This is a genomic window from Sporosarcina sp. ACRSL (assembly GCF_022346605.1).
Lineage (GTDB): Bacteria > Bacillota > Bacilli > Bacillales_A > Planococcaceae > Sporosarcina.
In genome coordinates, this window is record NZ_JAKRNT010000001.1 from 444984 (window position 1) to 465128 (window position 20145).

General features: G+C 41.2%; 21 protein-coding genes and 1 riboswitch. Of the genes, 15 read left to right on the forward strand and 6 right to left on the reverse strand.

Going from position 1 to position 20145, the window contains the following annotated elements; translation table 11 throughout:
• Positions 1 to 275: 275 nt before the first annotated feature.
• From MHZ92_RS02385 to MHZ92_RS02395, 3 genes are all read left to right on the forward strand, one after another.
• Entirely contained in the window at positions 276 to 2570 is a 2295-nt protein-coding gene (locus tag MHZ92_RS02385; RefSeq protein ID WP_239429900.1) for an EAL domain-containing protein, read from the forward strand.
• Between the two features lie 187 nt (positions 2571 to 2757).
• Entirely contained in the window at positions 2758 to 3267 is a 510-nt protein-coding gene (locus tag MHZ92_RS02390) for a YfiT family bacillithiol transferase (RefSeq protein ID WP_239429901.1), read from the forward strand.
• A gap of 102 nt (positions 3268 to 3369) precedes the next feature.
• Positions 3370 to 4392, forward strand: a complete 1023-nt coding sequence (locus MHZ92_RS02395; protein ID WP_239429902.1) for a serine hydrolase domain-containing protein — start codon at positions 3370 to 3372, stop codon at positions 4390 to 4392.
• 351 nt (positions 4393 to 4743) lie between these two features.
• On the opposite strand, the gene MHZ92_RS02400 is transcribed toward MHZ92_RS02395, so the two are convergent.
• Together MHZ92_RS02400 and MHZ92_RS02405 are read right to left on the reverse strand one after the other, a co-directional pair.
• Positions 4744 to 5673: an alpha/beta hydrolase gene (locus MHZ92_RS02400; RefSeq protein WP_239429903.1), complete on the reverse strand. Its 930-nt coding sequence runs from the start codon at positions 5671 to 5673 to the stop codon at positions 4744 to 4746.
• A 15-nt stretch (positions 5674 to 5688) separates the two neighbouring features.
• Entirely contained in the window at positions 5689 to 6591 is a 903-nt protein-coding gene (locus MHZ92_RS02405; protein WP_239429904.1) for a hydroxymethylglutaryl-CoA lyase, read from the reverse strand.
• 105 nt (positions 6592 to 6696) lie between these two features.
• Here MHZ92_RS02405 and MHZ92_RS02410 point away from each other — a divergent pair, with 105 nt between their 5' ends.
• The 4 genes from MHZ92_RS02410 (at position 6697) to MHZ92_RS02425 (ending at position 9137) form a co-directional block, all read left to right on the forward strand.
• Entirely contained in the window at positions 6697 to 7881 is a 1185-nt protein-coding gene (locus tag MHZ92_RS02410) for an acetyl-CoA C-acetyltransferase (RefSeq protein WP_239429905.1), read from the forward strand.
• Positions 7882 to 7905: 24 nt separating this feature from the next.
• Positions 7906 to 8154, forward strand: coding sequence for a YqkE family protein (locus MHZ92_RS02415; protein ID WP_239429906.1), 249 nt, complete (start codon positions 7906 to 7908; stop codon positions 8152 to 8154).
• Between the two features lie 121 nt (positions 8155 to 8275).
• Positions 8276 to 8803, forward strand: coding sequence for a YhcN/YlaJ family sporulation lipoprotein (locus MHZ92_RS02420; RefSeq protein WP_239429907.1), 528 nt, complete (start codon positions 8276 to 8278; stop codon positions 8801 to 8803).
• A 175-nt stretch (positions 8804 to 8978) separates the two neighbouring features.
• Positions 8979 to 9137 carry an aspartyl-phosphate phosphatase Spo0E family protein gene (locus MHZ92_RS02425; RefSeq protein ID WP_239429908.1) on the forward strand — a complete coding sequence of 53 codons (159 nt, stop codon included), beginning with the start codon at positions 8979 to 8981 and terminating at the stop codon, positions 9135 to 9137.
• Between the two features lie 34 nt (positions 9138 to 9171).
• Here MHZ92_RS02425 and MHZ92_RS02430 read toward each other — a convergent pair whose 3' ends face one another.
• Positions 9172 to 10269: a branched-chain amino acid aminotransferase gene (locus MHZ92_RS02430; RefSeq protein WP_239429909.1), complete on the reverse strand. Its 1098-nt coding sequence runs from the start codon at positions 10267 to 10269 to the stop codon at positions 9172 to 9174.
• 322 nt (positions 10270 to 10591) lie between these two features.
• On the opposite strand from MHZ92_RS02430, the gene MHZ92_RS02435 reads away from it, so the two are divergent.
• From MHZ92_RS02435 to MHZ92_RS02450, 4 genes are all read left to right on the forward strand, one after another.
• A complete protein-coding gene (locus tag MHZ92_RS02435) occupies positions 10592 to 11728 on the forward strand; it encodes an NAD(P)/FAD-dependent oxidoreductase (protein WP_239429910.1) in 1137 nt (378 codons plus the stop codon).
• 77 nt (positions 11729 to 11805) lie between these two features.
• Complete coding sequence (locus MHZ92_RS02440; RefSeq protein WP_239429911.1) at positions 11806 to 12903, forward strand: PfkB family carbohydrate kinase; 1098 nt, start codon at positions 11806 to 11808, stop codon at positions 12901 to 12903.
• Positions 12900 to 13811, forward strand: a complete 912-nt coding sequence (locus tag MHZ92_RS02445) for a pseudouridine-5'-phosphate glycosidase (RefSeq protein WP_239429912.1) — start codon at positions 12900 to 12902, stop codon at positions 13809 to 13811. Before MHZ92_RS02440 ends, MHZ92_RS02445 begins: the two co-directional genes overlap by 4 nt.
• 159 nt (positions 13812 to 13970) lie before the next feature.
• Complete coding sequence (locus tag MHZ92_RS02450) at positions 13971 to 14735, forward strand: exodeoxyribonuclease III (RefSeq protein ID WP_239429913.1); 765 nt, start codon at positions 13971 to 13973, stop codon at positions 14733 to 14735.
• A 100-nt stretch (positions 14736 to 14835) separates the two neighbouring features.
• Here the strand turns inward: MHZ92_RS02450 and MHZ92_RS02455 are convergent, their stop codons facing one another.
• Positions 14836 to 15138, reverse strand: a complete 303-nt coding sequence (locus tag MHZ92_RS02455; protein WP_239429914.1) for a KGG domain-containing protein — start codon at positions 15136 to 15138, stop codon at positions 14836 to 14838.
• Positions 15139 to 15438: 300 nt separating this feature from the next.
• Positions 15439 to 15540: riboswitch (purine riboswitch) on the forward strand.
• Positions 15541 to 15691: 151 nt separating this feature from the next.
• Between MHZ92_RS02455 and MHZ92_RS02460 the strand changes: the two genes are divergently transcribed.
• Positions 15692 to 16279: a xanthine phosphoribosyltransferase gene (locus MHZ92_RS02460; protein WP_239429915.1), complete on the forward strand. Its 588-nt coding sequence runs from the start codon at positions 15692 to 15694 to the stop codon at positions 16277 to 16279.
• Positions 16276 to 17568: a nucleobase:cation symporter-2 family protein gene (locus tag MHZ92_RS02465; RefSeq protein ID WP_239429916.1), complete on the forward strand. Its 1293-nt coding sequence runs from the start codon at positions 16276 to 16278 to the stop codon at positions 17566 to 17568. The genes MHZ92_RS02460 and MHZ92_RS02465 overlap by 4 nt, the downstream gene beginning before the upstream one ends.
• A gap of 58 nt (positions 17569 to 17626) precedes the next feature.
• Here the strand turns inward: MHZ92_RS02465 and MHZ92_RS02470 are convergent, their stop codons facing one another.
• A complete protein-coding gene (locus tag MHZ92_RS02470; RefSeq protein ID WP_239429917.1) occupies positions 17627 to 17890 on the reverse strand; it encodes a hypothetical protein in 264 nt (87 codons plus the stop codon).
• Positions 17891 to 17992: 102 nt separating this feature from the next.
• The gene (locus tag MHZ92_RS02475; RefSeq protein WP_239429918.1) at positions 17993 to 18895 is read right to left on the reverse strand and encodes an aldo/keto reductase; all 903 of its coding nucleotides are present in this window, start codon (positions 18893 to 18895) and stop codon (positions 17993 to 17995) included.
• Between the two features lie 105 nt (positions 18896 to 19000).
• Here MHZ92_RS02475 and MHZ92_RS02480 point away from each other — a divergent pair, with 105 nt between their 5' ends.
• Positions 19001 to 19546 (forward strand): NUDIX hydrolase, encoded by a 546-nt coding sequence (locus MHZ92_RS02480; protein WP_239429919.1) that lies wholly within the window; start codon positions 19001 to 19003, stop codon positions 19544 to 19546.
• A 54-nt stretch (positions 19547 to 19600) separates the two neighbouring features.
• Positions 19601 to 20113, forward strand: a complete 513-nt coding sequence (locus MHZ92_RS02485; RefSeq protein WP_239429920.1) for a hypothetical protein — start codon at positions 19601 to 19603, stop codon at positions 20111 to 20113.
• The last annotated feature ends 32 nt before the right edge of the window (positions 20114 to 20145 follow it).

Sequence of the window (20145 nt, forward strand, 5' to 3'; positions counted from 1 at the left end):
TTTGACATTTCTTATGAACTCATGGAGTGCATCAACTGCTAAAGCAACTAAATGATTCTCCTTTGTAACAAGATGACTTGAATTCAAGATGTGTTTATTGTGTTTTGAGAGATTGGTTGGTAAAGTAGAAATGATAATATCAAAGGTTAAAAGGCCCATACAGCATCATCCGAATAGTAAATTAGTTCAAGTAAATACATATACAAAGTAATAAACTGAACAAAGCATATTATTGTACGGGCCAATTTTAAAAGCACAGGGAAAGGAGTTAGCAGATGGGAAACTGGATTGTGGACCACGCGCATTCCGTAGTTGGATTTGAAGTGAAACATATGATGGTATCTAAGGTAAGAGGTCAATTCGACTCCTTTACAGCCAACATAGAAGCTGATGATATAGATGATTTAACAACTGCAAACATCGTATTCCAATTTAACGGAAACAGTATAAACACTAAGCATCAAGAGCGAGATGCACATTTAAGGTCAGCAGACTTTTTCGATGTTGACAATTACCCTGTGATCGACTTCAAATCTACGAGTATTCTGAAGAACGTCGATGGATATCAAGTAACGGGCGATTTGACGATTAAAGGTGTTACGAAACCAATTACATTTGACGTAAAGTTTGGTGGTAAAGCTATAAACCCACAGGGAATCTTAGTTTACGGCTATGAAGCAGAAGCGACGATTAATCGTGAAGAATTTAACCTAATGTGGAATGCAGTACTGGAGACCGGTGGGGTACTAGTTGGTAAGGAGGTCAAAATTAAAGTTGAGTTGGAATTAAACGAGCAAAATGGCGGTTTTTCAAATACAGCCAAAGTAGAACATTCAACTTCAATCGAAGACAATCAATTGGATCATCATACAATTAGCAATCAAATCCATCAGGTGATTGCCGAAAACCTGACTGACTTTGTTGCGATCATTGATCGAAATGGTGAAATTCATTACGCATCTCCATCATTTGAAAATGAATTGCAATATAAAATTTCTTTACTTCAAAACAGCAATTTCTTTGAGAAAATCCATCAAGATGACGAACACGGAATCCGAAATGACATAAAAACCTATTTTGGTAGAACGATAAAGAAGACTTTGAAATGCGAATTCCGATTTCGTCGTGAAAATGGAAATTATATGGATGTAGAAGCTAATATCATTACGATCGACGAACATTTTCTTTCGGAGGAAGACGAATTACTCTTAATCGTCATGCGTGATATTAGTGAGCGGAAAGATGCGGAAAAAGCTGTTTATCAATTGGCTTTTCATGATTCTTTGACAAAACTTCCGAATCGGCGTTCGTTAATGAATGAGTTACGAAATGAGATCGTCAATAGGAAATTATCAAAATCTCCGTTTTACGTACTTTTTCTTGATCTGGATAATTTCAAGCAAATCAATGATCATTGGGGACATGAAGCAGGTGATATTGTTCTTAAAGCGGCAGCAAAACGGATATGTTCTGTTATTCGATCAACAGACATCGCAGCCCGATTTGGCGGAGATGAATTTGTTATCATATTGAAAGATGTGCAGGATGAAAAAGATGTCATCACAATTGTCGAGGCGATAGTAGATCAGATTCAAAATCCTATAAACGAAATTGGCCAAGATGTTAAACTTACTTGCAGTATTGGCGTGGCACACTATCCAACACACGGGCAATCTTCAGAAGAACTGATCAAAAATGCGGACACTGCACTTTATTATGTAAAAGAACGAGGTAAAAATGATTATATGTTCTTTACTCAACAAATGGAACATCAATCTTTGGAACGTCGAATACTAGAAAATGCATTGAGACAGGCGATCAAAGAGCAACAATTCTACTTGGAATATCAACCGAAAATTAATATGTCCACGAATGAGTTGATTGGCATGGAAGCATTAGTCAGATGGGAACATCCGGATTTGGGGATCATTCCACCTGGTAAATTCATCCCCTTAGCGGAAGAAACGGGGTTGATTGTTCCGTTGGGAGAATGGATTCTTAAGGAAAGTTGTATTCAAGCACATGCGTGGCAAAACAAGAATACTCCACAACTAGTATTATCCGTCAATATATCGGTCCGTCAGTTGGAGGAATCAGATTTTATTACTAAAGTCACATCGATTTTACACGAAACAGGACTGGATCCAAGCAGGCTTGAATTGGAGATAACCGAAAGTGTCTTGGCCAATGTTAAGAGTATTGCGCCTGTTTTAAAGGAAATTCAAAAACTAGGAATTCGTATTTCAATAGATGATTTCGGAACGGGGTATAGTTCCTTAACTTATATAAAAGAACTTCCAATTGATACATTGAAAATTGACCAATCGTTTGTGAAGGACATTCATACAAATAGAGAAAGCAAGGAAATTGCGAAAGCAATCATAAACTTAGCAAACTCTATTGGGTTAAGTGTCATTGCAGAAGGGGTCGAAATAAAGGAACATGTTGATGAACTTTGTGAAGACGGTACTATCTTTGGACAAGGATACTATTACAGTAGACCATTGAAGGCGGAGGCATTCAAGGATTATATGAAGACTGCCTATGAAGCATCAGTGAGCTTGAACTAACAAATTGTTTTTTGTTTAATACAGGATTAATAGCAGAATGATAGATACACCTTCCTAAGTTTTTAGGAAGGTGTATTATTTTCCACTTAAATGAATTATTCGATAATAAGAGCTTCATATATGGTATAATAGCCTGCAATGGAATATGTAATAAATAACAAAATATATACGGAAAAGGGGAATTGAAATGGACGTAAAATATCCAATTGGCAAATTGCAAGTTCCTGACAACGTAACCTTAGAAAATGTTCAAGAATGGCTAAAAGAAATCGAAACGTACACGATTCGATTAAGAGAAGTTGTTGACCCGTTAAATGATGAGGAATTGAGCAAGACATATCGTGAAGGTGCGTGGACAGTTCGTCAACTTGTTCATCATATTGCGGATTCCCAGTTGAACATGTATCAACGTTTAAAGCTAGCCCTAACGGATAAAAATCCAACAGTACCAGCCTTTGATGAAGAACAGTGGGCTATTCAACCCGATACACAGCTCCCCGTGGAAAGTTCCATTAAAATGTTGGAAGGAATCAATGAGCGCATCGTATTTTTAGGAAACAATATAGCTGAAGAGCAATTGGATCGGACTTTTATACACTCGAAAAACGGAGAAATAACAGTTGCGACTAAACTTGCAAAATTAGCTTGGCACGAAAATCATCACTTGGCCCATATAAAACTTGCATTATCAAAATAATTTTTATAGGTTTCTATTTAAACGCCTTCCTTACAGAGAGGGCGTTCATTTTGTCTGTATATGTGTTTTTCAGCTCTAGTTAATGAAAGGGTGGATTCTGGGATGAAACTAAGTTTACATAAAGATGTTTTTAATGAAATTACCACATATACCGAAAACGTGAGAAAAGATATGCACGCCTCAGGCTCTGCGTTGGTTATTATAAAAGATAACAAAATAGTACACGAGTCGTATTCGGGATATCACCATTTTGAAGAAGGGGCAAAAAAAATAAATCAAGAATCCTGGTTCAATGTGTATTCGGTTAGAGTCACTTACGTTGGATTGGCAATTGCTTTGGCGATCTATGAGGGTTTTTTAGATTTGGATAGTAAATTAAGTGACTATTTAAATGAATATAATGAAGATATTCTAGGAGAAACAACGATTAGACATTTAGTCACAAGGTGTACGGGTCTGAAATTTGAAAATGGAGGCGTCTACCGTTCCTTTGACGAAGGCACTGGTATTGAGGGGAAAAGACCAGAAATCTTAGCGAAAATCCTATATAAAGCTACTGGGAAAACAGTAAATGAGATCATCACGAATAGGGTGTTTGCCCCTTTAAACTGGACTAACAGCAGATGGGTAACTGAAGGGAATAACAATTTAGTATGTGATATAGATACGTCTAAAAATTATCCTACATTGAGAATTGGTTCAAATATAGGTGATGAAAGAAATTTATATGTAAGTGCAAGGGATTTGGCGTTTTGGGGAAATTTACATTTACAAAAAGGTAAAGTTGAAGGTAAACAGATAATTCCGCAGGAGGTTTTTAATCTCACTACTTCGATTCAAAGCCCTAATACCTTACCTGAACATCTTCCAAAGTTCGGTTTTTTATGGTGGGTTAAAGATGGAGAAGTATCTGTTGATTACAACGAATTAGGTTCAGAGTTACCAGACGGTTCATATCAAATACTAGGGGCGTCAGAGTGTTCCTGCACTGTCATTCCCGAATATAACGCAGTTGCCGTTAGAATGTTCAACAGTCTACATGCACACGACAACTTAGGATTTGATTATATAAAAGACATTCAAATGTTTGGCAACCAGGTAATCTCAAGTTTAAAGAACCTATAATTGCTGATTTATTGTTTAATTCAATCAGGCGCGTATCGTTGAAAAAAGTTATAGGAAGACACTTAGTTGATTGGAGTGGAAGGCGGCGACTCCTAGGGGATAAGCGAACACCGTTACGAAGAACGGTGTTTGCGAGCAATGTTTTTTGCGACCCAAAGCGAGCTGGATATGGAGGCTGCCTTAATTTCTGCAAAAGGCGCAGAGATACGGCCAATCGAACCGTTCGCTGTTCGATTGGCTGAAGCGACGCCCGTGGAAAGCGTCCGCCTGGAGCGCAAATCAACGTTTACAGAGCCACAATTTAAAAGACCTTCCTTTCTGAAATTCAGAAGCAGAAGGTCTTTTTATTTTTCAATAAGTCGCAAAGCCGAAATTATGTAGGAAGCGCAAAACTTCCTTTTCATATTCCTCCGGGTTCTCATTAAATGATTTTGCATGAGCCCCTTTATCGAACAGCCTCAACATCTTCTTGTCTTCCTTCAATTCATACAACTCTTTCGTCATCTCCGGCAAAATAAAATCATCCTCCATACTATGGATGAACAACATCGGTTTTTTAATATTTCCGATGACTTCTCTCGGTGAAACAAGATTCGTCGTGTAACCGTCCCTAATTTTCAAAAATAGATTGGCGACACGTAATGTCATTGATGAGCGAAGAGGCGTAGTCGTGCGTAAAATATGAAGAATCTGTTCGGTGAAATCGGAGAAAGCACAATCGACAATATAAAAGTCGACTTCATCTTCAAATTCTCCAGCGTACAAGATCGTTGTCGCTGCTCCCATCGATTCACCGTGGATCCCGAGTAATGCTCGTTTGCCGATGCGGTCGCGTACAGCAGATACTAACGCATTCAAATCAATTTTTTCATAAAAGCCGAAGCTTGTCGTCTTTCCTCCAGAATCACCATGTCTCCGATGATCATAAATGACAGAATTAAATCCTAATCGTTCAAACAATCTTGCGTATTTAATCGAGTTAATTTTATTTTCCGTTACGCCATGACATATAATCATCGTTCTTGTCGTCTCAAGCGGCTGTAAAAAAACCGCACGCAATGGATAACCATTTGGAGAATCGACCCAAAAGTCTACTTTGCGTACGGTTTCATACCAATGCTCATCAAAACGCTTTGCAAGGATTTCACGTTTGACGATTAAATCATGGTCTTTCAACTTCATAAACATTAACCGATTTGCCGCATAAAAACCAAGAACTGTCAGTATGGCGGTATATATGCTTCCAATAATGCCTGTTATATAAAGGAAGCGCCGTTTCAATCAACCTCAACTCCTTCAACTACTGCGATTTTTGTACAATTTGTACATTCCTGTTTCGATAGGATGCGAAACATGAGGAGCTATCATTCCAACTGCCTCACAAATCTTTTCTACATCAATTCCTGTTTCAATGCCTAACGAATGAAGCATATGAACGACATCCTCTGTCGCTACATTCCCTGTTGCGCCAGGAGCAAAAGGACATCCTCCGAGGCCTCCTGCTGAAGTATCAAAACGATTGACGCCTGCTTGCATTGCCGCAAAAATATTAGCAATTGCCATTTTACGCGTATCGTGGAAATGAGCCGTCAAAAGGACATCAGGGAAAAGATCTTTTAGTCGATTGAACAATTCATAGCTTTCCATCGGATTTGCCATCCCAATTGTATCCGCAACACTTAACTCATCCACCCCCATGGAAATGAATCGGCTGCAAAGCTTGCTAACTTCTTCAATCTCTATCTTCCCTTCATACGGACAATAAAACGCAGTAGAAATGCATGCTCTTACGAAGATGCCATCACTTTTCAATTTTGCGATGACAAGTTCAAGTGAATTCATGCTTTCAATAGTCGTACGATTAATGTTTTTCTTATTAAACGTATTGCTGACCCCTACAAAGACGGCAATATTTTCGGCACCTGCTTCGATTGCTAAATCCGCCCCTTTTTCATTCGGCGCCAGTACAAATTGTCGTCCTATCTTTTTTGCTTTTTCTACGATGTTTTTCGCATCCGCCATTTGGGGCACCCATTTCGGTGAGACAAAGGAAGTAAGTTCCATTTCCTTGATTCCTGCAGATTGTAGTAAATGGATGAATTCCAATTTTTCTTCTTCACCGACATGATTTTTTTCGTTTTGAAGACCATCTCTAGGTCCAACCTCGATAATTGTAACGTTCTTTGGTAAAATGAACATATCATCCCTCCTGTATATATTGTACTGAAGGGGTGCAAAAAAGGGCAATGCGGAATAAAGAAATCTACGTAATTATGAACATGAAAAAAGATAGGGGGATTCGTAATGTCAAACGAAGTAGTTATTGTAAGCGCTGTACGTACAGCGATTGGATCTTTTTTAGGATCATTGAAAGATGTATCTGCAAGTGAGCTAGGCGGGATTGTAATTAAGGAGGCACTTTCGCGATCTGGCGTAAAGGCGGAAGATGTGGATGAAGTGATTATGGGGAATGTGTTGCAGGCAGGACTTGGACAAAACCCTGCGAGACAAGCGGCTATCAAAGCCGGTTTGCCTGAAACCGTTCCTGCTATGACAATCAATAAAGTATGTGGTTCCGGTTTGAAAGCAGTCCACTTGGCGAGACAAGCAATACTTGCAGGCGATGCCGATATCGTTGTTGCAGGTGGTATGGAAAATATGAGTCAAGCACCGCATTTACTGAAGAATGCTAGAGATGGGTTTAAGATGGGTGACCAGAAGCTCGTTGACAGTATGATTTCAGATGGACTATGGTGCGCTTTCAACGATTATCATATGGGAATTACGGCGGAAAATCTATGCGATCGTTATTCAATTACGAGGGAAGAACAGGACGCGTTTTCGGCTGCATCCCAGGAAAAAGCTGCCGCTGCGATAGAAAACGGAAAGTTCAAGGAAGAAATTGTTCCTGTAGAAATTCCTCAACGTAAAGGCGAACCAATTGTGTTCGACACAGACGAGTACGTAAAACTGGGAACGACAACTGACAAATTAGGAAAATTGAGACCTGCATTCAAGAAAGACGGCAGTGTAACTGCGGGCAATGCATCCGGAATAAACGACGGTGCTGCCGCTTTTGTTGTCATGTCAAAGGCAAAAGCGGATGAATTAGGGATCACACCGTTAGCGATCTTGACTGCAAACGCAAACGCTGGTGTCGATCCTGCTGTAATGGGTATCGGACCTGTTCAAGCAGTGAAAAACGTACTTGAGAAATCAGGCATGGATCTTGCGGATATAGATCTCATCGAAGCTAATGAAGCTTTCGCTGCACAATCACTCGCAGTCGATCGTGAATTGAATTTCGATAAAAATAAATTGAATGTGAATGGCGGAGCAATCGCCCTAGGCCATCCAATCGGGGCAAGTGGTGCTAGAATCCTTGTTACATTAATTCATGAAATGAGACGGCGCGATGCTAAAACAGGTCTTGCTACATTATGTATCGGTGGCGGACAAGGCGTCGCAACAATCGTCCAACTTCCTTAAAACGAAAGTGGGTGGGACAACTATATGGCAAAGAAGAAATCAAAGACAATAGTAGCTGTTAAGCAGGAAAACGAAAAAATGACGCTTTCTGATGCACTTGATAGTGACGTTTTACTGAAATTGAAAGATGCCAAAAAAGAAATGACGGCAAAAATCGAAGCCGAAGAAGCGGAGCGTCAAGAACAGCTAAGACGGGAACGAAAAGAACGTGAAAAGAACAAAAGCTTTGCGGAATTACTGGAAGAATACGGTGACAGCGGCTCAAAATATTAATGATTTAAACGGGTGGAATTGCCATCCGTTTTTTCTTTGCTTAAAAAGCGAAAAAACCCGAATAGAAGAAGAAAAGTTACACATTCTATCGATGATTATATGACAAGGAGTGACGAGAATAATGAAAAAATTAGCGGTTTTTCCGATTTCGTTGGTGCTTATGCTTTCTCTCATAGGGTGTGCAGCCAATAGGGATACGACACATACGCAAGGAAGCGGGACGAACAGCCAAAGCAACACGGACAACAACGGTACCGGTGAATCGGCTGCAGGAACTAATAATACGAACAACAATAACGCAGAAAATGGTAGGAACGAGTCTAAAGTGGAAGTCGCTGATGATGCGGCCGATAAAATTGCTGCAATGAATGAAGTGGATAGTGCGAACGTTCTCGTAACGGATCGAAATGCATATGTCGGTGTCGTATTGAAGAATGGCACTACAGAAAACGAAGAATTGAAAAGGAAAATTGCGGATGAGGTTCGAAGTGTCCGTACAGATTTCAACAATGTATACGTATCATTCAATCCAGACGTTGCCAACCGGTTGACCGAATATGGAAATCAAATCCGTTCTGGTGAACCAGTAGAAGGTTTTTTTGATGAGTTTACGACAGGACTAAATCGGATGTTTCCAGAGGCAAAATAGTAATTTGATGTTTATCGAAAAAGGGGAAGGGGTATATATACGTACCTCTTCCTTTCATTTGTGACGAATTTATGACAAATGTTTTATTTTATGAATTCCTCACATAATTCGACATAATTTTCAACTGGTCTACATTATGATAGGCAAGGGTAAAAAAATTGACGGAGGAAATGAGATGCGATTGATTGGCAAACAGCTTTTATCTTTTAAAATCTACATGAAAAGATCGAAGATGGTCAAAATAGCGAAGGATCGGGGATATACTCATCCAGCAGTGGTAGCAGTCAGCCAAGAATTGGATTCCTTATTGAATCGTTATCAAAATATAGCTTAAAAAAGACATACCATAAAATGGTATGTCTTTTTTATTAGGCCAATTTCGCCAGTTCACTTTTTAATTCAACGACCCAGTCGAAAGGATCATTTTCTTTACCTGTTTGGATGTTGGAAAGGGTGTCGAATAATTGCTTCGCCAATGGTCCTGTTTCACTATTGTTAACGACCATTTTATAGCCATCCCAATTCAGCTCCCCGACAGGCGATATGACAGCTGCTGTTCCTGTGCCAAACACCTCTTCCAGTTTCCCTTGATCATAGGCAGCTCGTATCTCATCCATCGAAATTTTTCGTTCTACAACTGGAATCTCCCAGTGGCGAAGAAGCTGAAGAATCGATTTACGGGTAATCCCTTCTAGAATGCTTCCGTTGATGGCAGGTGTAATGACTTCACCGTCAATTTTGAAGAAAATATTCATGCTACCTACTTCTTCAACATATTTCCTTTCGACGCCGTCCAACCAAAGTACTTGGGAGTATCCTTTCTGATCAGCGACTTCTTGAGCTTTCAGTCCTGCTGCATAATTTCCTGCAGTTTTGGCACCACCCGTTCCGCCTTTCACAGCTCTGACAAATTCATTTTCCACAAGAATTTTAACAGGGTGAATCCCTTCTTTATAATAAGAGCCTACGGGGGAGAGAATGATGAAAAATTGATATTTCTTTGCTGGTGCAACACCTAGGAAAGCTTCATTTGCAATGACAAAAGGCCGTATATAGAGAGAAGTTCCTTCCGCAGTCGGAATCCAATCTTTTTCAATATGGAGTAGCTCTTTCAATGCATGCAATGCAGATTCTTCGTCAATTCTGGGCATGCATAGGCGGTCCAAGGATAAGTTCATCCGTTTCATGTTTTCTTCAGGGCGGAAAAGTCGGACAGTTCCGTCTACTGCTGAACGATATGCTTTCATTCCTTCGAAAACAGTTTGCCCATAATGGAAAACAATCGACGCAGGATCCAGTGTGACAGGGGCGTACGGGACGACACGGTGGCTATGCCAGCCTTTTCCTTCATCATAATCAGCAACAAACATATGATCCGTAAAGCTTCTGCCAAAAACGAGATGATCCGAATTCGGTTTCTCTTTTTTAGTATCACTTAGTTTAATCTGGATGGGTACTCTTGTCATTCAAATCAAATCTCCTTCTATTTAATCAAATAAATTATGTAATAGGGAATAGAATAATTATACTGCTTTTTTCGAAAAAAGAAAGGGTTAAATTATTATATAATTATTGCGATTTTGAAAACGCTTGCAATAAGCTATGTTTGTATGTATGATTTTCCGCTTGTACAATATACGTAAAGTGAAACTTTACTCAGTCGGGAATCTCTTATCCCCACTGAGTGTTAGTTGAAGCAATCGGGCATTTACTGGCAGTCGATCTCCCACTTTAGTTGGAGTTTTACTGCCAGTTGATGCGAGATAAAACGAAGAAAAGGTGTTTGACATGGAACAGATCATTATTATTGGCGGCGGAATTCTCGGTGCATCAACCGCTTATCATTTAGCAAAAGGCGGAGCGAAAGTAATGCTGGTCGATCGAAAGGACGCGGGTCAAGCGACAGATGCTGCAGCCGGCATCATATGCCCTTGGTTATCCCAGCGGAGAAATAAAGCATGGTATGCTTTGGCAAAAGAAGGAGCATCCTATTATCCTGAGTTGATTAAACAATTAGAGAATGACGGTGAATCTCAAACAGGTTATCGGAAAGTCGGTGCGATTAGCTTACATACAGAATTGGACAAGCTTGAAAAGATGCAAGCCCGCGCATTGGAGAGAAAGAAGGAAGCACCTGAAATAGGGCAAGTGAAGTTGATAGATGAAATTGGGACTGCAGATCTGTTTCCACCATTATCAGAAGGCTTCTCATCTGTCCATGTAGAAGGTGGCGCACGGGTGGATGGTAGAGCTTTAAGAGAAGCTCTATTAAGCGCTTCAAAAAAGCTTGGTGCAATTATAAGACAAGGCTCTGCAAAGCTTAGTATAGAAGAAGGTAAAGTCAATGGTGTTTATATTGGTGAGGAATATATAAAAGCATCCAAACTGATCGTAACTGCAGGAGCATGGGCAGGGGAGTTATTGAGGCCACTTAATTTGAATATCGAAGTAACTGGGCAAAAGGCACAAATCGTCCACCTTCACTTAAACGGACAACACGATACTTCAGAATGGCCGGTCATCATGCCTCCGACAGACCAATATATTTTGCCAGCTACTGATGGAAAGATTATTATCGGAGCCACACATGAGGATGACGCAGGCTTCAAAATGGAACCAACAGCAGGCGGAATCTATGAGGTTTTGGACAAAGCATTAACAATTGCACCAGGATTGGCTGAAGCATCATTTGAAGAAGTGAGAGTCGGCTTCCGACCGTTCACACCCGGTTTTCTTCCAGTGATTGGAGAAGTACCGGGTCATCCCGAGCTGCTCTTTGCAAACGGTTTAGGAGCTTCCGGATTAACAGTTGGCCCCTATCTAGGCAAACAACTGGCGAACATCGCGCTTGGGAATACCGTCGATATAGACCTAACCTTGTATGAGGTAGACAAAGCGATAGGAAATGCGAAACATGACGGATGAGGCATTGAAAATATTATTTCTTGCAATCAACGAAACAAAAGTTTACAATATAAACAAATGTTTAAAGGGTGATGGACTTGAATGAAAAGGAAAGGGCAGTTCTGGACGTAATCCGAGCCAATCCTTATTTATCACAGCAGGAAATGGCGGATGCCCTCCAAATTTCTAGACCTTCCTTGGCGAATATCATTTCCGGTTTGATTAAACAGGGAAAAATATTAGGCCGTGCGTATATCCTGCCGGAGGATACGGAAATTATTTGCATCGGTGGAGCGAACATAGACCGTAAATTCCATCTGAATGGTAGGACGCAACTCGGAACTTCGAATCCGGCATCTATGGGTGTTTCTGTCGGTGGCGTTGCCCGAAATATTGCTGAAAACTTAGGCCGTCTCGATCATCATGTTAGGCTACTTACAGTTGCGGGCAATGACAGTGATTGGGATTTGATTGTCGGGGAATCCTCTTCATATATGGATCTTTCAGATGTCGGGCAATTGATCGGGAAATCGACGGGCTCCTACTCAGCTGTATTGGATCCCGAAGGTGAACTAGTCATAGCGATGGCGAATATGGAAGTCTACGACTCGCTAACTCCTGCCTACTTGGAGGAAAAGTCGAGAATCATCTCAAACGCATCGTTGATTGTTATTGATTTGAATTGCCCGAAGGAATCTGTCGATTATATTAAAAACCTAGCCAATCAAAACGGCAATTCTCTCGTCATTATTCCGGTATCTTCGCCAAAAATGAACAGGATGCCGAGTGATTTGAAAGGTGTCACGTGGTTCATTTGCAATCGTGATGAAGCAGAGACGTATACAGGTTTGACGATCGGTAATGAAGCGGACTGGAAGAAAGCAGTCCACGAATTGCTTGCATTCGGTGCGGAAAATGTCGTTGTCACTGCAGGCGCCAGAGGAATTATGGCCGCGACTGCAGGCGGAGAGCCCATTCATTTTCCCGCAGTGGAAGATGTGCACGTAGAAGATGTAACAGGAGCAGGAGATGCGTTTGTATCCGGATTGCTTCATGGACATTTGGTTGAAGGGACATTAGAGGAAAGTGTCCGCATGGGATTGTTGAATGCGGCCAAAACTTTGGAAAGTTCCTTTACGGTAAGACCGGAATTAACAATAGATCTTCTTAATAAAGAATTGGAGGAATTACGATGAAACAATATTTAACGTATTCAAAAGAAGTACAAGAAGCGTTTGCCTCAGGTAAACCAGTAGTCGCTTTAGAATCAACAATCATTTCTCACGGTATGCCATACCCACAAAACGTGCAAACTGCGCGTGAAGTAGAACAGATTATCCGCGATAACGGTGCTGTTCCTGCAACAATCGCCATCATTGATGGAAAGATTAAAATCGGCCTTTCAGACGACGAGCTTGAAATGTTCGGCAATAGCCAAGGAGTTGCAAAAGCATCAAGACGTGACCTAGCGTATTTGGTAGCAACGAAACAACTAGGGGCTACAACAGTTGCCACGACGATGATTGCTGCATCACTCGCGGGCATTAAAATCTTCGTGACTGGCGGAATCGGCGGTGTCCACCGTGGTGCAGAAACGACAATGGATATTTCTGCAGACTTGGAAGAGCTTGCGCAAACTGATGTTGCTGTCATTTGTGCTGGTGCGAAATCTATCCTTGACCTCGGATTGACGCTTGAATATTTGGAAACGAACGGTGTGCCTGTCGTCGGTTACGGCACGGATGTCCTTCCAGCATTCTTTACGCGTGAAAGTGATTTCAAACTTAATATCCGAGCGGACAATCCGGAGACAGTCGCTGACATTCTTCGTGTGAAATGGGACCTTGGCTTAAAAGGTGGCGCGGTCATCGCTAACCCGATCCCGGAAGCTGACGCAATGGACAAGTCTTTCATCGATGGCATCATCGAAGATGCGCTGAAAGAAGCGGAAGAGCAAAATATCTCAGGAAAAGACGTTACACCATTCATGCTAGGTAAAGTGAAAGACCTTACAGAAGGCCGGAGCCTAGATGCAAATATCGCTTTAGTTAAAAATAATGCGGTAGTCGGAGCGAAAATCGCAGTTGCATTGAACGCAAAATAATAGAACATTCATAGGGGCTGTCCAGGAAATCGTCTGGACAGTCTCTTTTTGTATAAAATGGACCACGTCTAAAGCAGCCTTGCGCCCAAAGCATCCTTTTAGGACTCACCTTTTTCTAGTACAATGAAAAGGTAGAGTGTATAGAAGGAGTTTTTTAGCATGAAATTGATTTCTTGGAATGTCAATGGGTTAAGAGCGTGTGTCCGAAAAGGGTTTCTCGACTATTTTAAAGAGCAGGATGCCGATATTTTCTGTATACAGGAAACAAAGCTCCAAAGCGGGCAAATTGAGCTTGAGCTAGAAGGTTACCATCAATATTGGAACTATGCGTTGAAGAAAGGCTACTCGGGTACTGCTGTTTTCACGAAAGAAGAACCGATTGCCGTGAAATATGGAATCGGCGAATCGGAAACTGAAGACGAAGGTCGGATTTTAACATTAGAATTTCCGGAATTTTATCTGGTAAATGTATATGCACCGAATGCGCAACGAGATTTGGCTCGCCTTCCTTTTCGCCTCGACTGGGAAATAAAAATGAGAAACTACCTAAGCCAATTAAAAAGTTCTAAATCTGTAATCTTCTGTGGGGATTTAAATGTTGCCCATCAAAATATTGATATCCGTAACTATAAAACAAATGTTGGAAATTCAGGATTTACGGTCGAGGAAAGAGGCGAATTTTCGGCATTATTAGATAAAGGTTTCATAGATACATACCGTCATTTACATCCTGATGTAGAAGGGGCGTACACATGGTGGTCCTATATGCGTGACGTCAGGGCGAGGAATATTGGGTGGCGGATCGATTATTTCCTCATTTCGAATTGTCTGCTCCCTAATTTGAAAACAGCAGACATTCATGCTGAAATCATGGGAAGCGACCATTGTCCAATCATGTTGGAGATGGAACTTAGCAAGCAATGACATCATGCGGCAACCAAAAAAACAGCTGGAAGTGGTTGATGAAAAACCGTTTCCAGCTGTTTTGTTCATATCACTACTTAACGTCTAATTTTTCGATTACTCATCGACGGCTGTTGTTGTTGTTATTGTTTTGTTGAGCGCGAGCTTCTCCGCCTTTACGGCCGATTTCCTCGTAGAAATCCCTGTCGTGGTTTTTCGCAGTAGCTTCTCCGCCTTTACGCCCAATTTCTTCATAAAAATCCCTGTCATGATTTTGTGCAGTAGCTTCTCCGCCTTTGCGGCCGATTTCTTCGTAGAAATCTCTGTCATGATTTCTTGCAGTAGCTTCTCCGCCTTTACGGCCTGCTTCTTCCAAGGACATTTTCCCGCGGTTGTTTTGATTGTTGTTGTTGTTTCTAGCCATAAAAATATCTCTCCTCTTCGTTGATATATTTGTAGTGGCCTACAATCCATCTATTGCCGCAGGTCTTGAATGATAAACTGAATCATGTGTGAATTAATCCAAGTGAAATATTATTAATTTATCTGACATGTTCGTTATAAATAAGTAATGGCAATCATTTTCAATATTGCGTAACTTTACAAATAAATCATTATATAGGAAAGAATTTAAAATTATCGTCAACTACCTTACTGTTCATAGAATCAACATACTTTGTTGTGAAAAACTTATTGAAAAAGGTCATATGCGTGATATAATGATGACCTAACTAAAACATCCACTCATATAATCGCAGGGATATGGCCTGCAAGTTTCTACCGGTCCACCGTAAAGGGATCGACTATGAGAAGCAAAGAAGAAAAAGTATCATGCAGTTAGAATGCATGCGCTTTTTTCATTCGGCGATTTTATTACCCCGAATGACCTTGCTCCACTCATGTATTGAATGGATGCACGGTCATTCGGGGTTTTTACATTCTCCCTTGATCGTGAACAACAAAGGAGGAACAATCAGTTGAAGCAGTTACAAGAGAAAATTATGCACGATGGTAAAGTGCTTTCTGATCAAGTATTAAAAGTGGATTCGTTTTTGAATCATCAAATCGATCCGCCACTAATGAAAGCGATTGGTGAGGAATTTGCAGAGCGGTTCAAAGAGGGCGGCATTACAAAAGTACTTTCCATCGAATCATCTGGAATTGCACCAGCAATGATGACCGGCTTAGTACTAGGCGTACCTGCAATCTTTGCCCGAAAGCGCAAATCATTGACGATGAGCGATCATTTATTTACGGCTGACATTCATTCCTTCACGAAAAATGAAACGAATGAAATCTCCGTTTCAAAGGATTTCTTGAAAAAAGGGGATAAAGTGTTAGTCATCGATGATTTTCTTGCAAATGGACAAGCCGTCCTCGGGCTTCTCGATATTGTTGAACAGGCGGAGGCGGAGCTTGTCGGAGTTGGCATCGTCATCGAAAAAGGATTCCAACCTGGGGGAGAAATGATCCGGGAAAAAGGGATCCGGGTTGAATCATTGGCAATAATCAAATCGCTTGAACATGGAAAAGTCGAATTTAAGGAAGAAGGTACTTTAGCATGAAATCGGTCGTGTTAGGTGTTCAACATTTACTTGCCATGTATGCCGGCGCAATTCTCGTTCCGCTAATTGTGGGGCAGGCAATCGGTTTGACTTCCACTCAGTTGACGTACCTTGTATCAATTGACATAATGATGTGCGGAATTGCAACTTTGCTGCAAATCATGAGCGGCCGATTTTTCGGAATCGGATTGCCGGTCGTTCTAGGTTGTACATTCACGGCTGTCGGTCCGATGATTTCAATCGCTGATAATTACGGAATCTCTGCCATCTATGGATCGGTTATCGCATCTGGATTAATTATTGTCCTCATTAGTACGTTCTTCGGAAAGTTGATCAAATTTTTCCCGCCGGTCGTTACAGGTTCTGTAGTGACAATCATTGGGATCACTTTGATACCTGTAGCTTTGAATAATATGGGAGGGGGATTAGGCTCACCGGATTTCGGATCGAGTGCCAATATCCTTCTTTCCTTTGGAACACTTCTATGTATCATCCTTTTATATAGATTTACAACCGGTTTTCTTAGATCGATTTCGATTTTGATAGGAATCGTACTTGGTACAGTAGCAGCCATGATGATGGGAATCGTGGACTTTAGCGCGGTGAAAGAAGCTTCTGCATTCCATATAGTAACTCCGTTTTATCTAGGTACACCAACGTTCCATCTGTATCCGATTTTAACGATGACGTTAGTCGCGATGGTGTCTTTGGTCGAGTCTACTGGTGTATACTTTGCATTGGGAGATATTACAGAGCAAGACATTAAGGATAAAGATTTGGCAAAAGGCTATCGTTCTGAAGGGCTTTCCTCATTGATCGGGGGAATTTTCAACGCTTTTCCATATACAGCATTTTCCCAAAACGTCGGTTTAGTGCAGATGACCGGTGTCAAATCCCGTAAAGTCATTTTAATTACAGCGCTCATGCTCGTTTCATTGGGCTTCATGCCGAAAATTGCCGCTCTGGCAACAGTGATTCCGACGTCTGTATTAGGCGGGGCAATGGTTGCGATGTTCGGGATGGTTATTGCGCAAGGGATAAAAATGTTGAGTAGAGTAATAGGGGATTCGCAAGAAAATGCGATGATCGTTGCTTGTTCAGTAGGCCTTGGGCTTGGCGTATCAGTCGTACCTGACCTCTTCGCCAACCTTCATGAAAACTTCCAAATGTTCACGAGCAATGGAATCGTAGCAGGCAGCTTGACAGCAATCGCGTTAAATATCATTTTCAATATGCTGCCTTCCAAGAAGCGTAAGGACGCAGTACAGTTAACTGAGCAAGAAGTTTAATTATTTATAAACCATTCAAAAACGAGACTCCTGCAAAGAGTCTCGTTTTTAATGAAGCTTATTGGCTATCGTCAGAATCCGTGTCAGTGTCAGAGTCATTGTCGAAATCAGTACCAGTGTCAGTATCCGTACCATCGTCTAGATCAAGATCGACATCTGTATCAGTACCATCATTGACACCGTCATTTACATCTGCAGGTGGGTTATTGACATCTACATCCGTGTCTTCTTCACCATCTGCACATGCCGCGAGTAGTCCTACGGAAAGGAACGTCGCTGCTCCAAGTTTCAACCATTTTTTGTTTTCAGTTAGTAATTTCATCAAAATCTCCTCCAAGGTGTAATCATAATACTTGCCTACTAGTTTGATACCCTTCAAAGAGTTTGCTAATCATTACAATTATGTTACAGGTATGTTACAAAATTATATCCGATGCTCTTCATATTGATGTTCTTTTGTTAATTGAGAAGCGGTTGTTAGTTCGGATTGATCGATTTCCTTTTCATAAGCGACAATTGAATCAAGGAGCTGTTCCTTTGAACTGGCGCCGATCAATGCAGAAGCGACTACATCTTGTTTCAAGTTGAATGCTAGGGCAAGCGCATGCAGATCGTTGACTGTTTCATGCAACTCTCCGACTGTCTTCTTTAAGTCTTCCGAATCATACACAACAAAGCCATCCATCTTCTTAACCCGCGTAAGGCCGTCATCCGTTAATAAACCTTTTGCCAATGTCCCGCGGGTGATGACGGATGCACCTGCTTCATTGATCATAGGGAACCATTCTTCTGGCCGCCGATCTAGCAGGCTGTACTGCATCATAACAGAAATGGCAGAGCTGTTTGTTAAAAAGCGTTCGATGACATTCGGTCGGATGGACGAAATGCCATACTGCCGGATGACCCCTTCTTTTTTCAAAGCTTCGAAAGCCTCAATCGTTTCCGTCGCATCATCTTCCATAGTTCCTCCATGCAATTGATAAAGGTCGATATAGTCGGTGCCAAGACGCTTTATGCTGTCCTTTACAGCTTCCATTATATATGCTTTCGAAGCATCCCAGCGCCAGCCGTCCTCCCCTGGACTACGCCTATTGCCGACCTTCGTTGCAAGAATGACTTGATCACGCCGACCTTTTAACGCTTCGCCGACGAGAGATTCATTCCTTCCAGCTGCATATAAATCTGCTGTGTCAAAGAAATTGATGCCGGCTTCTAATGCCACATCGATAATATTTTTCACTTCTTCCAAGTCGTCTGGGAATGACATACACCCGAGTCCAAGTTCGGATACAAAAATGCCGCTCTTTCCAATCTCCCTCTTATTCATAGGAGCACCTCCAATATTGTTTTCATCTACTCTAAATAAACTGTACAATGTAGAAGTTGATAGGGGAAGCTTGTTGCTTGAGTTACTGAAAAGGAGCGTGTCAAAATGAATCGTTTTGAGGAAAAGACTGTTACGTCTGAACGTATATTTCAAGGGAAGATAATCTCTCTTCGTGTCGAAGAAGTTGAATTACCCGACGGCAACCGGGCGAAAAGGGAACTCGTCGATCACCCGGGCGCTGTTGCCGTCATTGCAATTACCGACAATAGGAAACTAGTTCTTGTTGAACAGTATAGGAAGGCACTGGACCGCTCTATCATCGAAATCCCGGCAGGCAAGATCGAGCCTGGCGAAGATATTGAGGTAACAGCACTGCGTGAATTGGAGGAAGAGACGGGCTACGGGGCTACTCAATTTGAATATTTACAGTCTTTCGCTACATCGCCTGGATTTGCAAATGAAATCATTCATATTTTTGTTGCACAAGGACTATATAAAATAGATAAGCCTGCTCAAGGGGATGAAGACGAGTTCATCCAACTGTTCGAGTGCACGATCGAAGAAGCCGAAGAGATGGTGCTGGAACAACGGATTTACGATGCAAAAACGGCATTTGCGATTCTTTACGCAAAAAAACTTCTAAAAAAATGAGCTATTTTGGAGCGGACAAGCATACGTTATAGAAACGATGCGGAGGTGAAGCCTATGGTCCGTTCCTTATCATTTATCCATCTATTTGTCATTCTATCCGTCGGGTATATCGGTGGGGCATTGTTATTCCGTGAAGTTCCGATTGCTGCATCCGAAAAATGGATCGGCTTTTTCGATATGAGAGTCATTTCACAAACTGATGGATCTATTGTAAGACCATTTCTAATGATGCTGCTGTTTTTTGCAGTTACCTTCTTACTTTCGCTAAATAGCAAAACACGGCATGGAATATTGTTCTTCGGGGCAATTAAATGTGTCATATTTGGTTTGTCATCCTCTTATCTCCTTTATTCCGGAATGAAAATATGGCAATATGCAATTTGGTGGTTTCCATTTCAGTTTCTTGCGTGTCTGCTATTCCTTATCTATTGCGTTGTATTAAGTCCACCTTATTTCAACAACACATCGAGGAAGGCAAGGAATGTACAAGCAGTTCCGGTGTTGGCAGGAATATCTTTATTTATATTCTTATTGGAAATTACTTTATTTTATTTTCTCATACGGTAATTGGATTGGGAGTCTACTATTTCCTTTCTGTT

Excerpts from the sequence above, each read along its gene's own strand:
- MHZ92_RS02470 (WP_239429917.1), bottom strand. The coding sequence starts at position 17,890 with ATGAAATTACTAACTGAAAACAAAAAATGGTTGAAACTTGGAGCAGCG.
- MHZ92_RS02430 (WP_239429909.1), bottom strand. The coding sequence starts at position 10,269 with ATGACAAGAGTACCCATCCAGATTAAACTAAGTGATACTAAAAAAGAG.
- MHZ92_RS02445 (WP_239429912.1), top strand. The coding sequence starts at position 12,900 with ATGAAACAATATTTAACGTATTCAAAAGAAGTACAAGAAGCGTTTGCC.
- MHZ92_RS02455 (WP_239429914.1), bottom strand. The coding sequence starts at position 15,138 with ATGGCTAGAAACAACAACAACAATCAAAACAACCGCGGGAAAATGTCC.
- MHZ92_RS02480 (WP_239429919.1), top strand. The coding sequence starts at position 19,001 with ATGAATCGTTTTGAGGAAAAGACTGTTACGTCTGAACGTATATTTCAA.
- MHZ92_RS02435 (WP_239429910.1), top strand. The coding sequence starts at position 10,592 with ATGGAACAGATCATTATTATTGGCGGCGGAATTCTCGGTGCATCAACC.
- MHZ92_RS02485 (WP_239429920.1), top strand. The coding sequence starts at position 19,601 with ATGGTCCGTTCCTTATCATTTATCCATCTATTTGTCATTCTATCCGTC.
- MHZ92_RS02410 (WP_239429905.1), top strand. The coding sequence starts at position 6,697 with ATGTCAAACGAAGTAGTTATTGTAAGCGCTGTACGTACAGCGATTGGA.
- MHZ92_RS02415 (WP_239429906.1), top strand. The coding sequence starts at position 7,906 with ATGGCAAAGAAGAAATCAAAGACAATAGTAGCTGTTAAGCAGGAAAAC.
- MHZ92_RS02405 (WP_239429904.1), bottom strand. The coding sequence starts at position 6,591 with ATGTTCATTTTACCAAAGAACGTTACAATTATCGAGGTTGGACCTAGA.
- MHZ92_RS02425 (WP_239429908.1), top strand. The coding sequence starts at position 8,979 with ATGCGATTGATTGGCAAACAGCTTTTATCTTTTAAAATCTACATGAAA.
- MHZ92_RS02475 (WP_239429918.1), bottom strand. The coding sequence starts at position 18,895 with ATGAATAAGAGGGAGATTGGAAAGAGCGGCATTTTTGTATCCGAACTT.
- MHZ92_RS02420 (WP_239429907.1), top strand. The coding sequence starts at position 8,276 with ATGAAAAAATTAGCGGTTTTTCCGATTTCGTTGGTGCTTATGCTTTCT.
- MHZ92_RS02385 (WP_239429900.1), top strand. The coding sequence starts at position 276 with ATGGGAAACTGGATTGTGGACCACGCGCATTCCGTAGTTGGATTTGAA.
- MHZ92_RS02395 (WP_239429902.1), top strand. The coding sequence starts at position 3,370 with ATGAAACTAAGTTTACATAAAGATGTTTTTAATGAAATTACCACATAT.
- MHZ92_RS02390 (WP_239429901.1), top strand. The coding sequence starts at position 2,758 with ATGGACGTAAAATATCCAATTGGCAAATTGCAAGTTCCTGACAACGTA.
- MHZ92_RS02465 (WP_239429916.1), top strand. The coding sequence starts at position 16,276 with ATGAAATCGGTCGTGTTAGGTGTTCAACATTTACTTGCCATGTATGCC.
- MHZ92_RS02450 (WP_239429913.1), top strand. The coding sequence starts at position 13,971 with ATGAAATTGATTTCTTGGAATGTCAATGGGTTAAGAGCGTGTGTCCGA.